Here is a 16,305-nt window from a genome sequence, read left to right on the forward strand (position 1 = left end):
GATTTTGAAGTCTAATAATAGATATTTAGGTGCTGCGATGATTGCTCCATTTATAATATTTGTTTTTCTTGGAGGAATGTATCTTAAAGGCTTTGTATTTGCATTATCTATACTATCACTTTGGGAATTTTATAATGCATTAAAAGAGAAAAATTTTAAACCTGTAAAAAGTGCGGGTTATATTCTTTTAATAATATATTATCTTTTTAACAACAATTTTGAGTATATGATGTATGTTATTGTTGTTGCAGCATTTATATTATTAATACTTCCAGTCTTAAATTTGAAATATACTTTTATTGATGTTTCATTAACATTACTAGGATTTATATACTGTGGAATTTTATTTAGTTTTCTATATTTAGTTAATGCAAAACCATATGGTGAATTTTTGATTTGGATCATATTTATTGGTTCATGGCTTTCAGACACAGCAGCTTTTTATAGTGGCAAATTATTTGGGAAACATAAACTTTCACCAAGAGTATCGCCTAAAAAGACCATAGAAGGGTCAATAGGTGGACTTATAGGGGCAACAGTTTTCTGTGGAATTTTTGGAATTGTAGTACAAAAATACATAAATATTATGCCAATATATAATTATTTTATAATAGGTGCTTTGTGCGGGATATTTGGACAATTAGGAGATTTAGTTGCTTCTTCAATTAAAAGACATGTAGAAATTAAAGACTATAGTAATTTAATTCCAGGACATGGAGGAATATTAGACAGATTTGACAGTATAATATTTTCAGCAACTGTTGTTTTTTATTACGTAACTTTTATAATAGGACTTTAGTATAAAATCGCAAATTTATAGATTTGCGATTTTTTTTTGTAAATTGAATTATGAAGTTTTTAAGCAAACATAATAAGCATATACTATAAAGTGAAAAATTTTATCTGGAGTTTTATACTCCAACTGAATTTCAGGTACACTCAAAAAAATAACATAAGAGTATGTTATTTTATTTAAGGTGCCTTAGTGAGGTGAAGAATATTTTTAAAACATATAAAAAGCTTTTCTCGCTTTTGTTATCTCTTATTTTAGTAGTAATAGGAACACTTTTGATAAAATATTATTTTAAACCTTTTGTATCTATGGTTGTAATGTTTATAATTTGCACACCTATATATAAAATTATGATTAAAGCTAAAATGCCAAATAAAATTGCTGGTGCTTTGAGTATTATTATTGTTAATATTATTATAATTCTTATAGGTATATATTTAGGAAGCGAAATTATTGATGTATTTAAAAAGGTTTATTTAACAAATTTAGAATGGATAAATAAGTTTATTCAGGATATTTCTATTGCGCTAAATGTAGATTTTAAAAATTTTAAAACTGGAAAAAGTGTGATTTCTATAATTTATGACCAAAACATAAGAAGAGGTGCAGTAAGTACTGGGGAAAGCATTCTAGCTTATTTTATAGGCAATATATGCACTTTTTTTGTACTAATAGATAAACAAAAAATACTAGAATTGATTTCAATGTTGTTTCCAAAAGAGATAATATTAAAATTTAAAAATCAAAAGGAAAATTTTACTGAAATGATTGGAATAGAAGGAATACTAGTGCTAATTTCCACTTTAGAAATTATAATTGGATTTCTTATACTTAAGGTTCCCAATTTCTTTACCATTGGAATCATATGTGGCATTTTAGATATTTTGCCATACGTTGGCACTATAATTGTATTTATTCCGATTATAATATACAATATTATAATGAAGAATTTTCTTACTGCATTTGGACTTATGTGTTTATATGTATTCGTGCAAATTGTTAGGGAAATATTAGAGGCTAAATTTTTAGGTGACAAATTAGATATTCACCCTCTTGTTATATTATTATCTATATATGTTGGAGTGAAGATCTTTGGAATTCTAGGGATATTAGTTGGACCAATGTACAGTATTTTAGCAAAAGAAATAATTTATAGCACAGATTAATTCAATTAACAATATACAATTAACAGTTAACAATGAAGGATAAAAGCTCACAGAGAAAGTTCTGCACCTCTAAAAAGAGTGGCTATGCAACAATACGGAACTTATACTTCTGATCAAATACAAGATTTGGAGCATCACTTTTCCTTCAGAGTTCATAAAAGTTTATTCTAATCTTCATATAATTGTAGATATTTTTAAATTAATTATGGTGATTGTTGTGCTTGAATTTTAGGAGGAAAAAGAATGAGAAAACTTTCTATACTAGGGGTTACAGGTTCTATAGGGACTCAAACCTTAGATGTAATTAGAAAATCAAATGGAGAATTAAGATTAATTGGAGTAACTGCAAATACTTCTGTAGAAAAAGTTATTGAAATAATAGAGGAATTTGAACCTTCTTATGTAGCTATGATGGATTCGAAAAGTGCTTATGCAATAAATAACTATTGCAAAGAACAAAATAAATCAATTAAAGTTTTAGAGGGAATAGAGGGTCTTAATAAAATAGCTTCCTTAGATGAAATTGACATAGTAGTGACATCTGTAGTTGGTATGATAGGGCTAGAACCTACAATGAAAGCTATAGAAGCTAAAAAAGATATTGCTCTTGCCAATAAAGAAACTTTAGTCGTTGCAGGAGAAATCGTCATGAAGGCTGCTAAAGAAAATAATGTAAAGATACTTCCAGTAGATTCAGAACATAGTGCTATTTTTCAGTCTTTAAGAGGGAATGATATGAATACATTAAGAAAAGTGATTTTAACTGCATCAGGAGGTCCGTTTAGGGGGAAAATAATAGAAGAATTACAAGAAATAAAAGTAGAAGATGCACTAAAACACCCTAAGTGGAATATGGGAAGAAAAATTTCAATAGATTCCGCAACACTAATGAATAAAGGACTTGAAGTGATAGAAGCACATTGGCTTTTCAATTGTGATTATGATAATATACAAGTTGTAGTACATCCACAAAGTATTATACATTCTATGGTGGAATATACTGACGGAAGTATAATATCACAGCTTGGTGCGCAAGATATGAGATTGCCAATACAATATGCTCTCAATTATGAAAAAAGAGAAAATCTAATTGCTGATACAATAAATTTTTATGAAATATCAAAATTAACTTTTGAAAAACCAGATCTAGATACGTTTAAGGCTTTAAATTTATCATTTAAAGCTGGAAAAATAGGTGGGCTTATGCCAACTATTTTAAATGGAGCTAATGAAGCCGCTGTAGAATTATTTTTAAATGAGAAAATAAAGTTTTTAGAAATTTCGGATATAATAGAAAAATGTATGGAAGTATTTAGAGAGGAAGCTCAGAAAGAATTAACATTAGAAAATATTATTGAATTAGATCAAAAAGTTAAAAAATATGTGGTAGATAACGCAGTAATTTAAGGAGGGAATTTAAAAATATGTATATAATTATGGCTATATTAGCCTTTGGAGTTTTAATAATTGTTCATGAACTAGGACATTTTACCTTAGCAAAATTAAATGGAGTAAGGGTTGAAGAATTTTCTATTGGAATGGGACCAAAGATTTTCTCAAAACAGGGAAAAGAAACAAAATATTCTTGGAGACTTTTCCCTATAGGTGGATATGTAAAAATGATGGGAGAAGAAGAAGCAGTTGAGGATGAAAGAAGCTTTTCAGCAAAATCTCCTTTAAGAAGAATAAGCATAATAATTGCAGGAGTAATAATGAATTATGTATTGGCAATAATAATTTTTACAGCTATAATACATAACTTTGGATATACAAGTACAACATCAACAGAAATTGTTCCGTCATCACCTGCATACGAAGCGGGGATTTTAGCGGGAGATAAAATTCTAAAAGTAAATGGGTTAAGAGCTTTTTCATATGATAATATTGCTGCAGGAGTAGCTTTGTCTTATGGGAATCCCATAAATGTTTCTATTGATAGAGATGGAGAGAAAAGAGATATAACTGTAACGCCAAGAAAAAATGAAAATGGTCAATTATTAATTGGTATTAATTTCTCAAAAGTACAAAATCCAGGAATGGGTGAGAGTTTTAAACAAAGTTTTAATCAAACAGCATCTCTAGTCACTCAAACATTTAAAGGGCTAGAAATGATATTTACAGGGAAAGCAAACCTTAAAACTGATGTTGGTGGACCTATTACAATAATTAAAATGTCAGCAGCGACTGCACAAGCAGGGATTTGGAATTTAGTTTATTTCGTTGGATTTTTAAGTGTAAATTTAGCAGTATTTAATTTATTGCCATTTCCAGCATTAGACGGTGGTTGGTGCGTAATATTATTAATTGAATTAATAACTAGAAGAAAAGTCCCAGACAAGATAGTTGGAGTATTAAATTATATAGGTTTTGCAGCACTTATAGGGCTTATGATATTAGTAACTATAAAAGATATAATATTTCCAGTAAAATTTTAGGTGATAATATAAGGTATATTTTTAAATATGCCTAAAGCTTACTCAGATAAAGTGAAACTTGATCTATATGAGTAAGCTATTTACATAAATAAATAGATATATGTTAATAAAAAGCTACAATTTTTTTTAGGGAAGAGTTAGGAGAGATACATATGGAAAGAAGAAAATCGAGAAAAGTCAAAGTAGGAAATATATATGTTGGAGGAGATGCTCCTATTACAGTACAATCAATGACTACAACTCGTACTAAAAATGTAGAAGATACCTTAAACCAAATAGAAAAGTTATACGATGCAGGATGCGATATTATAAGATGTGCAGTGCTGGATATGGATGATGCGGAAAGTTTAAGGGAAATAACAAAGAAATCGCCTATTCCAGTAGTTGCAGATATACATTTTGATTATAAGTTAGCTCTAAAGGCAATTGAAAATGGAGTTTCAGCTCTCAGAATAAATCCTGGGAATATAGGAAATATAGATAAAATTAAGATTCTTAAAGTAGCTTGCACTGAAAAACAAATACCTATAAGGATTGGTGTTAATTCTGGATCTTTGGAAAAAGATATATTAGAAAAGTATGGTATGCCAACAGCAGAAGGATTAGTTGAAAGTGCATTAAGACATGTTAAGATTTTAGAAGATTTAGATTTTCATGATATTGTTATATCAATAAAGTCGTCAAATGTAACTATGATGATAGAGTGTTATAGATTAATAGCAAAAAAATGTGATTATCCTCTTCATTTGGGAGTGACAGAAGCGGGAACTATTCAAAGAGGAACAATTAAATCAAGTATAGGAATTGGGACTCTTCTTGCAGAAGGTATAGGAGATACTATAAGAGTATCATTAACTACTGATCCTATTCATGAAATAAAAGTTGGTATTGAAATTTTAAAAAACTTAGGATTAAGAAAAAAAGGTGTTGAATTCGTATCTTGTCCCACTTGCGGAAGAACTCAAATAAGTTTAATAAAGATTGCAGAAGAAGTTGAAAAAAGATTAGAAAATTATACCCTAAAGGGCACGCGTAAAAAAGATATTAAAGTTGCAGTTATGGGATGCGTAGTAAATGGACCAGGAGAAGCTAGAGAAGCTGATATTGGAATTGCTGGTGGCATAGGTGAAGGAATTATCTTTAAAAAAGGTAAGGTTATAAAGAAAGTTAAGGAAGAAGAATTAGTTGATGCTCTTATGGAAGAAATAGAAAAACTATACACAGATTAAAAAAGCACGCACTTCTGAAAAGAGTGCGAAGCATAATCAGGAACTTATTAAGCGCAACCAAGATCATTTCGCAGATTAAAAAAGCAAAAGTGATATAAACTATATAACTATGTAACAAGGTAAGTATTTAAGAATATAACTGTATAAATATTTAACTATGTAACAAGGTAAATATTTAAATATGTAACTATATAAATATTTAACTATGTAACAAGGTAAGTATTTAAGAATATAACTATATAAATATTTAACTATAAAACTGTTAACTGAATAAAGGTGGGGATTATCCTTTGGGTCAAGAGTTTATAAAAATTCTTAAAAAAGAAATTAATAACAATGAAGATTTAGAAGATAAAGAAATTCAAATTTTAAGATTTCAATTTTATAAAAAAAGTCAAACTCTTAAAATTATATTAAAAGCAGTAGAAACATTGAACCAACAAGATGAAGAGGCCTTAAAAAAAATAGTTATAAAAAGTTTGGGGTTCGATGTAAATATAGAAATTCTATGTTATAAAGACGTAAATAATATAGGGTTAGAAGATATTATAGGAAGAGAATGGAGCAATGTTGTAGAAGAAATAGCAAGAAAAGTTCCTTTATGTAGACCTATTTTATATTCAACTAACAAGCAAATTGATGGAAAAACTATTAATATATATTCAGGTAATGAAACATTAATTAATCATGCTGTTAATAAAAAGATAACTTCATTAATTGAAAGCTCAATTAATGATATATTTAATATAAAAGTGAAAGTGCAATTTAATTTTAATGAAGATTTAGTGCTTCAAGAAAAATACGAAGCTAAGAAAAAAGAAGAAAATATTAAAATAATAAAAGAAACTATGGATAATCGAGTAGTAACTGGAAGTCAAACTTCAAATAGTAATTCTAGCAACGAAAATTACAATGGGCCTAAAGTAGAAAAGAAAACTGATTATCAATCTTATAAGAGAGAACCTAAAGATGAAAATACTGTATATGGTCGCTCTATAAGAATGGATACTACAGAGATAAAAGATATAGATGAAACAAGTGGTTATGTTGCGATAATTGGAGAAGTATTTAAAACTGAAATGATTGAAACAAAAACAGGAAAGACTATTTTAACATTTTTTATTACTGATTATACTAGTTCAATTTCTGTTAAGTTATTCTTAAAACCTCAAGAGAAGGATGCAGTCATAGATGAAGTTAAAAAAGGATTTTATTGCAAGGTCAGAGGAGAAGCTACCTATGATACTTATGCAAGAGAAGTTGTAATCATGGGCAGAGATATATCTAGGATGAAAAAGATTCAAAAGATGGATGGTGCAACTGAAAAGAGGATAGAACTTCATCTTCATACGACTATGAGTACAATGGATGGAATGACATCAGCAGGAAAACTTATTGAAAGGGCTGCATCTTGGGGACATGAAGCAATTGCAATAACAGATCATGGTGGAGTTCAAGCTTATCCAGAAGCTCAGAGCTGTGCTAAGAAATTTGGTATAAAGATTCTTTACGGAGTAGAGGGTTATTTAGTTGATAATGGAATTCCAGTTGTATTAAATGAAAAAGGAGATACCTTAAATGATACTTTTGTAGTCTTTGATTTAGAAACTACAGGATTCTCACCTGTAAATGATAAGATTATAGAAATTGGAGCAGTGAAAATTAAAAATGGAGAAGTTATAGATAATTTTAGTCATTTTGTTAATCCCAAAAGAAGTATCCCATATAAGATAACTGAACTTACAAGCATTAATGACGATATGGTAAGAGATTCAGAGACTATAGATACCATTTTGCCAAAGTTCATGGAGTTTTGCAGTGATAGCGTTATTGTGGCTCATAATGCAAGTTTTGATACGGGGTTTATAAAGAAAAACTGTAGAGATTTAGAAATAGATTTTGATTTATCAATAATGGATACAGTTCCACTTGCTAGATTTTTATATCCTGAACTAAAAAAAGTTAAATTAAATATAGTTGCAAAGCATTTAGGAATTTCTCTTGAAAATCATCATAGGGCAGTGGATGATGCAAAAGCAACTGGAGAAATACTCTTAAAATGTTTTGAAAAATTAAAAGAAGAGTATGAAGTAGAAGATTTAAAATCATTAAATGAATTGTTTTTATCAAAGTTCGATATTAAGAAGCAACCAACATATCATATAATTATATTGGCTAAGACTCAAGCTGGATTAAAAAATTTATATAAATTAATTTCAGAAGCTCATTTGAATAATTTCTCGAAAAGACCTAGGACTCCTAAAAGTTTGCTTTCAGAAGTGAGAGATGGTCTTATAATAGGTTCTGCATGTGAAGCTGGTGAGGTTTATAGAGCGATTTTGGATGGTAAAAGTGATGATGAACTAAAACCGATAATAGATTTTTATGATTATTTAGAAATTCAACCAATTGCGAATAATAACTTTTTAATTCAAAAGGGAATGGTTCAAGATGAAGATGAACTTAAGGCAATAAACAAAAGGATATATGATTTAGGTAAGAAATATAATAAGATGACAGTTGCTACTTGCGATGTTCATTTTATGGATCCTAAAGATGAAATGTTTAGAAGAATACTAATGGCAGGGCAAGGATTTAAAGATGCAGATAATCAGCCTCCACTTTATTTTAGAACAACTGAAGAGATGTTAAAAGAATTTGAATATTTAGGACGCGATATAGCAAAGGAAGTTGTTATTGATAATCCTAAAAAAATATCAGATGCAATAGATGTTTTGAAACCTATTCCAGATGAAACTTATGCTCCTAAAATAGAGGGGGCTGAAGAAGATATTAAAAATATGACCTTAAATAAAGTTCACTCTATATATGGAGATGTACTTCCAGAAGTTGTTCAAAAGAGATTAGATAAAGAATTAAATTCCATAATAAATAATGGATATGCCGTACTGTATCTTATTGCACAAAAACTTGTTGCAAAATCTACTGAAGACGGATATTTAGTTGGTTCAAGAGGCTCGGTTGGATCTTCCTTTGTAGCTACTATGTCAGACATTACAGAGGTTAATGGACTTCCACCTCACTATGTTTGTACAAAATGCAGAAAATCAGAGTTTTTCTTAGATGGATCAGTTAGTTCAGGAGCTGATTTAGAAGATAAAGATTGCCCCGATTGTGGTATTCCTTATAAAAAAGATGGTCATGATATACCATTTGAAACTTTCTTGGGATTTGAAGGTGATAAGGAGCCTGATATAGATCTTAACTTTTCTGGCGAATATCAAGGTGTTGTTCATAGATATACAGAAGTTCTATTTGGTAAAGGGCACACCTTTAAAGCTGGTACAATTGGTACTGTTGCTGAAAAGACAGCATATGGATATGTAAGAAAATATTTAGAAGAAAGAAACCTTAGGGTATCTCAAGCGGAAATAGATAGACTTACTTTAGGCTGTACAGGAATAAAAAGAACTACAGGGCAACATCCAGGAGGAATTATGGTTGTGCCTGCAGATAATGAAATTTATAATTTTTGTCCAATTCAACATCCAGCAGATGATAATGATACAGACGTAATAACTACTCATTTTGATTATCACTCAATAAGTGGAAGACTTTTAAAACTAGATATACTAGGCCATGATGATCCTACAGTACTTAGAATGCTACAGGATTTAACCGGAGTTGATCCTAAGTCAATACCTTTAAATGATGAAAAAGTTATAAGTCTTTTCACATCGCCAGAGGCACTTGGAGTTACAAGAGAAGAACTTGGGTGTGAAGTTGGAAGTTATGGACTCCCTGAGTTCGGAACAAAATTTGTTAGAGGAATGCTTGTAGATACTCAACCTAAAAGTTTTTCGGATTTAGTTAGAATATCGGGTCTTTCTCATGGTACGGACGTTTGGCTTAATAATGCACAATATTATATAAAAGAAGGATTTACTACATTAAAAGATTGTATTGCGACAAGAGATGATATAATGGTTTATCTTATGTATAAAGACCTACCACCTAAAAGTGCATTTACTATAATGGAAAAAGTCAGAAAAGGTAAAGGACTTTCAGAAGATGATGAGAAATTAATGAGAGAACATGAAGTTCCTGATTGGTATATAGATTCTTGTAAAAAGATAAAATACATGTTCCCTAAAGGGCATGCTGTTGCATATGTTATGATGGCAGTTAGAGTAGCATATCATAAGGTATATAATCCTGAAGCTTATTATGCAACTTATTTTACTGTTAGAGCAGATGATTTTGATGCTAATTTAATATGTCTTGGAGAAAGTGCAATTCATGCTAAACTTCAAGAATTATATGAACTTGGAAATAATGCAAGTGTAAAAGATAAGGGACTTATTACAGTACTTGAGCTATGCTTTGAAGCTTATAAGAGAGGGGTAAAAATTTTGAGAGTTGACTTATATAAATCTGAAGCTACAAAATTTATAATTGAAAACGGCGCACTTCGTCCACCTTTAAATGCTATCCCAGGACTTGCAGATAATGCTGGAAAAGGCATAGTTGAAGCTAGAAAAAATGGAGAATTTATTTCGAAAGAAGATTTAAGAATAAGAGCAGGAATTTCAAAAACCGCTATAGAAGGATTGAATATTCATGGATGTTTAGATGGAATGTCTGAGACCAATCAATTATCACTGTTTTAATCAATTAATAATTAACAATTAACAATGGAGGATGAAATTCCTACGGAATTTCTTAAAAAAGATTTTTTTGAAATCCTGGAAGGATTTCATCATTAATTGTTAATTGTTCTTTGTTAATTGTTAACTGAAATAACCCTTGTATTGTAAAGATATTTGTGATATCATGTAAGTAGATTTATTTCTAATAGCTAGAAAAAAAGGAGTGGGAAAATTACCCGCTCTTTCTGTTTGTAACGCAACTAATTTAAGATAGTTGCGTTTTTGATTACAAATTTTAAAAATGCATAAGATAGTTATAAGCTAGGTGTTTTTAAAAGATGAAAGTGAGGGTTAGAAAATTGAAAAAGGATATATTGATTGAAAAAATTGAAGAACTAGTTAAACCTATTATTTCAGAATTATTGTATGAATTATATTATGTAGAGTATATAAAGGAAAATGGAGAATTTTATTTAAGAATATATATAGAGAAAAAAGATGATAGAATATCATTAGATGATTGTGTAGCAGTTTCAAGACGAGTTAGTGAAATTTTAGATACTGAAGATCCAATTGAAGATGCATATTACTTAGAAGTTTCTTCACCAGGCCTTAATAGAGGATTATATAAAGAAGAACATTTCAAACAAGTCATCGGAAAAGAAGTATTGGTAAAACTTACTAGTGCTATTAATGGAACTAAAAGTGTAAAAGGAATATTAAAAGATGTTTTGGAAGACTACATAGTAGTTGAAGCAGAAACAGAAGTTGAAATTCTAAAAGATAAAATAAAATTTGCAAATTTAGAAGGGGAAATATAGCAAGGAGGGTATAAAAATGAATGAAGAGTTTGTAGGTGCTCTTAAAGAATTGATTAAAGAAAAGGGAATTTCAGAAGAGTTACTTTTTACAACAATTCAAGATGCAATGGTTGCAGCATATAAGAAAAATTATGCTAATGCTAATAGCAATGCACAAAATGTAAAAGTAAATATGGACAGAGAAACGGGAGAAATACATGTATATGCTCAAAAAACAGTAGTAGATGAGGTATATGATGATGTTACAGAAATTTCAGTAGAAGATGCAAAACAATTAAGTCCTAAAAATGAAGTTGATGATATAATAAACATAGAAGTAACTCCTAAGAATTTCGGAAGAGTTGCAGCTCAACTTGCAAAGCAAGTTGTCACTCAAAGAATCAAGGAAGCTGAAAGAAACATAATATATGATGAATATAAAGAAAAGGAATTTGATATAATTACAGGAATCATACTAAGAAAAGATAAAGGTATTGTTTTTGTTAATTTAGGAAAGTTAGAAGGCATAATAGGTCCTAATGAACAAATTCCAAATGAGGAATATAAATTCAACGAAAGGTTAAAACTATATATAGTTGAAGTTAAGAATGGAACTAAGGGTCCTCAAATACATGTTTCAAGAACACATCCAGGATTAGTTAAAAGATTATTTGAACTTGAAGTGCCAGAAATTTTTGAAGGCGTAGTTGAAATTAAAAATATTTCAAGAGAAGCAGGTTCAAGAAGTAAAATAGCTGTATACTCTAATAATGAAGAAGTAGATCCAATGGGAGCTTGTGTAGGGCCTAAAGGAACAAGAGTACAAAGCATAGTTAATGAACTAAAAAATGAAAAGATAGATATAATAAAATGGAGTAAAGAACCAGAAGAATTTATAGCTAATTCATTGAGTCCAGCAAAAGTTTTGGACGTAGTAGTTAATGAAGTGAACAAATCTTGCCAAGTTATTGTAGATGATAATCAACTTTCACTAGCAATTGGAAAAGAAGGTCAAAATGTAAGACTTGCAGCTAAACTTACAAATTGGAAGATAGATATTAAGAGTAAATCTCAAAAAGATGCACAAGATGCAGAAGAAGAAAGAATTCTAAACACTGAAGTAGAAATAGAAAATGAAAATATTACTGATTTAAGTGAATTAGAAATTTCAGAAGATATTGAAGTTAATGATTCAAAAGACATGGAAGCTTCAATTGAAAAAATAGAAGAATAGTGGGGTGCTTTTCATGAAGGTTAAGAAAATCCCTTTAAGAATGTGCACTGGTTGCATGGAAATGAAACCAAAGAAAGAATTAATTAGAATAGTAAAAACTCCAGATGAAGATGTCTGTGTTGATTTAACTGGTAAAAAATCAGGAAGAGGCGCATACATTTGCAGAAATATAGAATGCTTAGAAAAAGCATTTAAAACAAAGAGACTTAGTAGAAACTTAGAAATTACTATAAGTGAAGAAATTTATGATAAACTAAAGGATGAAGTGAATAATGAATAAGTTTTTTAACTTTCTAAGTATTGCAAAAAAATCAAGGAATTTACTTGAAGGATATAGTAAATGTGATGATTATAGAAATAAAACTAAAATCTATATGTTTATAATATCTAATGATTTATCAGATAAGTCTAAGAATAAATTTAAAAAACATTGTATAGAAAAAAATATACCATATATTCAAGATTTCTCGAAAGAACAACTAGGAACTCCGATTGGGCGAAAAGAAGTTATGCTACTTGGAATACTAGATGACGGTATAGCAAAAACAATGCTGTCGTTATACGAGGAGGAAAAAAATATATGAGTATATAATAATATGGGGGTGACTGCATGTCAAAAATAAGAGTGCACGAATTAGCAAAAGAACTAAACATAGAGTCAAAGGATTTAATAACTATATTAATGGAAGAATTTAATATAGAAGCAAAAAATCATATGAGTACAATTGAAGATGAGGATGCGATATTAATAAAAGAATTATTAGCAGGAAGAGCAGAAGAAAATTTAGCAGGAATTCAAGTTTCAAAGAGCATTGTTGATGTATATGAAGATGAATTAGCAGAACAACTTAACAACGTAAGCAGAAAAAAGAAAAAAACTAGAAGAGAAGAAGAAGAAGAGGCCTTAAAGATTGAGGCTGAAAAAAGCATGGAAGATGCTCCAATAATAGAAATAGGTGAAAGCATAACAGTTAAAGAATTAGCTGAAAAGTTAGATAAACCTACAAATGATGTAATAAGAACATTAATTTTCTCAGGCGTTATGGCAGGGGTAAATCAAGAAGTAGATTTCGAAACAGCAAAAAAAGTATGTGCTGAATATCAAGTTATTGCTGAAAAGAAAGAAGAAAGCCAAGAGTTAGAAGTTTTGGAAATCGAAGAAGATAATGAAGAAGATCTTCAAAAGAGACCACCAATTGTAACTGTTATGGGCCACGTTGACCATGGTAAGACATCACTACTTGATTGTATAAGAAAAGCAAAGGTTACTGATACAGAAGCAGGTGGTATAACTCAACATATAGGAGCTTATACTATTACATTAAATGGAGAAGAAATAACATTCTTAGATACTCCAGGACATGAAGCCTTCACAGCAATGAGAGCTAGAGGAGCACAAATTACGGATATTGTTATATTAGTAGTTGCAGCAGATGATGGAATTATGCCACAAACTAAAGAAGCTATTGATCACTGTAAAGCAGCAGGAGTTCCAATAGTAGTTGCAATAAACAAAATTGATAAGCCAGGTGCAAATATCGATAGAGTTAAACAAGAATTGGCAGATAAGGGCTTACTTACAGAAGATTGGGGTGGAGATACTATATGCGTAGAAGTATCTGCAAAACAAAATTTAAATATTGATAAGTTACTTGAAATGGTTCTTCTTTCAGCAGAAATGCTTGAACTTAAAGCTAATGAAAACAGAAGAGCAAGAGGAACTGTAATTGAAGCTAAACTTGATAAGGGCAGAGGTGCAGTTGCTAGTTTATTAGTTCAAAATGGAACTTTAAGAGTTGGAGATTCAATTTTAGTTGGTTCTACATATGGTAGAATAAGAGCAATGTTTGATGATACTGGTAAAAAAATTAAATCTGCTGGGCCATCAATTCCAGTAGAAGTTCTAGGACTTTCAGATGTTCCAGTAGCAGGAGATAGATTCAATCAAGTAAAAGATGAAAAAACTGCTAGAAATATGGCTGAGACTAGAAAAGATAACTTAAAAGCAGAAACACTACTTGCGAATCATAGAGTTTCATTGGAAGAATTATATAATCAAATTAAAGAAGGTAGCGTTAAAGAGCTTGCTATAATAGTAAAAGCAGACGTTCAAGGTTCTATTGAAGCTATTAAGGGATCTTTAGATAAACTTTCTACTGATGATGTAAAAGTAAGAGTTATTCATGGTGGTGTTGGAGCTATAACTGAAACAGATATAACACTTGCAACTGCATCTAATGCAATAGTTATAGGTTTTAATGTAAGACCTGATAATAATGCAGCATTGCTAGCTGATAGAGACGGAGTAGATATTAAGACTTATAGAATTATCTATGACGCAATTGATGATGTTAAAGCAGCAATGATAGGAATGCTTGATCCAATATACAAAGAAGTTATATTAGGTTCTGCAGAAATAAGATCAATATATAAAATTTCAAATATTGGAACAATAGCAGGATGTTACGTATTAAATGGTAAGCTTCAAAGAAATGCAGAAACAAGAGTTATAAGAGATGGAATAGTAATTTTTGAATCAACATTATCATCACTTAAGAGATTTAAAGATGATGCAAAAGAAGTTAATGCTGGATATGAATGTGGTTTAACTGTTGATAAGTTCAATAACATTAAAGAGGGCGACATCATTGAATGCTTTATGATGGAAGCAATTAAGAGAAAAGAACTTTAAAAGAGGTGAAATAAACATGGCTAATTATAGAGGTGGAAGAATTAACGAAGAAATGAAAAGAGAAATCAGTAATTTAATTCAAAATGAAATTAAAGATCCAAGGCTTACAGCTATGATTTCAGTTACTGATGTTAAAGTTACTAAAGACTTAAGATATGCTAAGGTTTATGTAAGTATATTCTCTAAAGATGATGAAGAAAAGAAAATTAATCTTGAGGCATTAAAGCGTTCAAGTGGATTCGTAAGAAAATCAGTAGGCCAAAAAATAAATTTAAGACACACCCCAGAAATAATTTTTGAATTAGATGATTCTATAAACTATGGTATGCATATGGATGAATTAATTCACAAGATAAGTAAAGAATAATGAATTTTAGGGCGATAAAAGAAGAAATTTTAAAGTCAAGAAGAATTGGTTTGTCATTTCATACATCTCCAGATGGAGATGCTATAGGTAGCGCATTAGCATTGCTTAATGCACTCCGATATTTAGGAAAGGATTGTTATATTATATCAAGAGATGTTATTTCTGATAACTTCTCTTTCCTTTCTCTATTCAATGAAGTAAATAATAATGCTATAGAGCCTAAAATAAATACTGATTTAGTAATAGTATTAGATTGTGGTAATTTTGAAAGAATATCTGCAAATTTAAGTAATTATGATGGTAAAATAATTAATATAGATCATCATATTTCTAATGAAAATTATGGATTTATTAATTATGTTGATGTAAAAGCATCAGCTACATGTGAAATAGCATATTTGCTAATAAAAGAATTAGGTATTAATTTTAATGAAAAAACTGCTACTGATATAGCTATAGGAAATGCAGTTTATACAGGTATTTTAACAGATACAGGTTCTTTTAGACATTCAAATGTCACAAGCAGAACTCATAGTATAGTATCAGAACTTATAGAAATTGGAGTGAATAACAGTAAGATTCATAGCAATCTTTTTGATAATAAGCCTTTTAACAAAGTGAAATTAATGGGAAGTGTTTTATCTAATATAGAACTTGTTTTAGACAACAAGGTAGCAGTCCTTCAGATACCAAAAGGAATGCTAGAAGATTTTAATTTACCAAATACTGATACTTCAGATATAATTTCAGTTGGTCTTGAAATTAAAGGTGTGGAAGTTTCTGTGCTTTTAAAAGAAGTTGATGATGGTGTTAAAGGAAGTTTAAGATCTAAAAATAATGTAGATGTACGAAAAGTTGCTGAAGTATATGGTGGTGGTGGCCACATAAAGGCTGCTGGAATTATGCAAAAGGGCGTTCATATTATGGAAGCAAAAGAAAATTTAATAAAGACACTTAAAGAAGAGATGCACTTATGAAA

The 16,305-nt window shown here is 29.8% G+C and carries 13 protein-coding genes; all 13 read left to right on the forward strand.

Annotated features, from left to right (window positions below):
- Positions 1–4 precede the first annotated feature (4 nt).
- The 13 genes from DIC82_10125 to DIC82_10185 all read left to right on the forward strand — a co-directional run bounded on the left by DIC82_10125 (position 5) and on the right by DIC82_10185 (position 16,303).
- On the forward strand, positions 5–799 hold the full coding sequence (locus tag DIC82_10125; protein ID AWK51362.1) for a phosphatidate cytidylyltransferase: 795 nt from the start codon (positions 5–7) through the stop codon (positions 797–799).
- A 191-nt stretch (positions 800–990) separates the two neighbouring features.
- Positions 991–1,959 (forward strand): AI-2E family transporter, encoded by a 969-nt coding sequence (locus tag DIC82_10130; protein ID AWK51363.1) that lies wholly within the window; start codon positions 991–993, stop codon positions 1,957–1,959.
- A 243-nt stretch (positions 1,960–2,202) separates the two neighbouring features.
- Positions 2,203–3,366: a 1-deoxy-D-xylulose-5-phosphate reductoisomerase gene (locus tag DIC82_10135; protein AWK51364.1), complete on the forward strand. Its 1,164-nt coding sequence runs from the start codon at positions 2,203–2,205 to the stop codon at positions 3,364–3,366.
- Between the two features lie 17 nt (positions 3,367–3,383).
- Complete coding sequence (locus DIC82_10140; protein ID AWK51365.1) at positions 3,384–4,394, forward strand: RIP metalloprotease RseP; 1,011 nt, start codon at positions 3,384–3,386, stop codon at positions 4,392–4,394.
- Between the two features lie 152 nt (positions 4,395–4,546).
- Positions 4,547–5,623, forward strand: a complete 1,077-nt coding sequence (locus DIC82_10145) for a 4-hydroxy-3-methylbut-2-en-1-yl diphosphate synthase (protein ID AWK51366.1) — start codon at positions 4,547–4,549, stop codon at positions 5,621–5,623.
- 290 nt (positions 5,624–5,913) lie between these two features.
- Entirely contained in the window at positions 5,914–10,254 is a 4,341-nt protein-coding gene (gene polC, locus DIC82_10150; GenBank protein AWK51367.1) for a PolC-type DNA polymerase III, read from the forward strand.
- A 338-nt stretch (positions 10,255–10,592) separates the two neighbouring features.
- Positions 10,593–11,054 (forward strand): ribosome maturation factor RimP, encoded by a 462-nt coding sequence (locus tag DIC82_10155; GenBank protein AWK53066.1) that lies wholly within the window; start codon positions 10,593–10,595, stop codon positions 11,052–11,054.
- Positions 11,055–11,070: 16 nt separating this feature from the next.
- The gene (gene nusA / locus DIC82_10160; GenBank protein AWK51368.1) at positions 11,071–12,267 is read left to right on the forward strand and encodes a transcription termination/antitermination protein NusA; all 1,197 of its coding nucleotides are present in this window, start codon (positions 11,071–11,073) and stop codon (positions 12,265–12,267) included.
- Positions 12,268–12,280: 13 nt separating this feature from the next.
- Positions 12,281–12,547: a DUF448 domain-containing protein gene (locus tag DIC82_10165; GenBank protein AWK51369.1), complete on the forward strand. Its 267-nt coding sequence runs from the start codon at positions 12,281–12,283 to the stop codon at positions 12,545–12,547.
- On the forward strand, positions 12,540–12,851 hold the full coding sequence (locus tag DIC82_10170; protein ID AWK51370.1) for a 50S ribosomal protein L7ae-like protein: 312 nt from the start codon (positions 12,540–12,542) through the stop codon (positions 12,849–12,851). Before DIC82_10165 ends, DIC82_10170 begins: the two co-directional genes overlap by 8 nt.
- A gap of 26 nt (positions 12,852–12,877) precedes the next feature.
- Entirely contained in the window at positions 12,878–14,959 is a 2,082-nt protein-coding gene (locus tag DIC82_10175; GenBank protein ID AWK51371.1) for a translation initiation factor IF-2, read from the forward strand.
- A gap of 16 nt (positions 14,960–14,975) precedes the next feature.
- Positions 14,976–15,326: a 30S ribosome-binding factor RbfA gene (locus tag DIC82_10180; protein AWK51372.1), complete on the forward strand. Its 351-nt coding sequence runs from the start codon at positions 14,976–14,978 to the stop codon at positions 15,324–15,326.
- Entirely contained in the window at positions 15,326–16,303 is a 978-nt protein-coding gene (locus DIC82_10185) for a DHH family phosphoesterase (GenBank protein AWK51373.1), read from the forward strand. The genes DIC82_10180 and DIC82_10185 overlap by 1 nt, the downstream gene beginning before the upstream one ends.
- The last annotated feature ends 2 nt before the right edge of the window (positions 16,304–16,305 follow it).

It is taken from the genome of Clostridium beijerinckii, assembly GCA_003129525.1.
Classification (GTDB): Bacteria; Bacillota; Clostridia; order Clostridiales; family Clostridiaceae; genus Clostridium; species Clostridium beijerinckii_D.

Bases quoted from the DNA above. Each gene is read 5' to 3' on its own strand.
- DIC82_10135 (AWK51364.1), top strand. From the start codon at position 2,203: ATGAGAAAACTTTCTATACTAGGGGTTACAGGTTCTATAGGGACTCAA.
- DIC82_10140 (AWK51365.1), top strand. From the start codon at position 3,384: ATGTATATAATTATGGCTATATTAGCCTTTGGAGTTTTAATAATTGTT.
- DIC82_10145 (AWK51366.1), top strand. From the start codon at position 4,547: ATGGAAAGAAGAAAATCGAGAAAAGTCAAAGTAGGAAATATATATGTT.
- nusA (AWK51368.1), top strand. From the start codon at position 11,071: ATGAATGAAGAGTTTGTAGGTGCTCTTAAAGAATTGATTAAAGAAAAG.
- DIC82_10165 (AWK51369.1), top strand. From the start codon at position 12,281: ATGAAGGTTAAGAAAATCCCTTTAAGAATGTGCACTGGTTGCATGGAA.
- DIC82_10170 (AWK51370.1), top strand. From the start codon at position 12,540: ATGAATAAGTTTTTTAACTTTCTAAGTATTGCAAAAAAATCAAGGAAT.
- DIC82_10175 (AWK51371.1), top strand. From the start codon at position 12,878: ATGTCAAAAATAAGAGTGCACGAATTAGCAAAAGAACTAAACATAGAG.
- DIC82_10180 (AWK51372.1), top strand. From the start codon at position 14,976: ATGGCTAATTATAGAGGTGGAAGAATTAACGAAGAAATGAAAAGAGAA.
- DIC82_10185 (AWK51373.1), top strand. From the start codon at position 15,326: ATGAATTTTAGGGCGATAAAAGAAGAAATTTTAAAGTCAAGAAGAATT.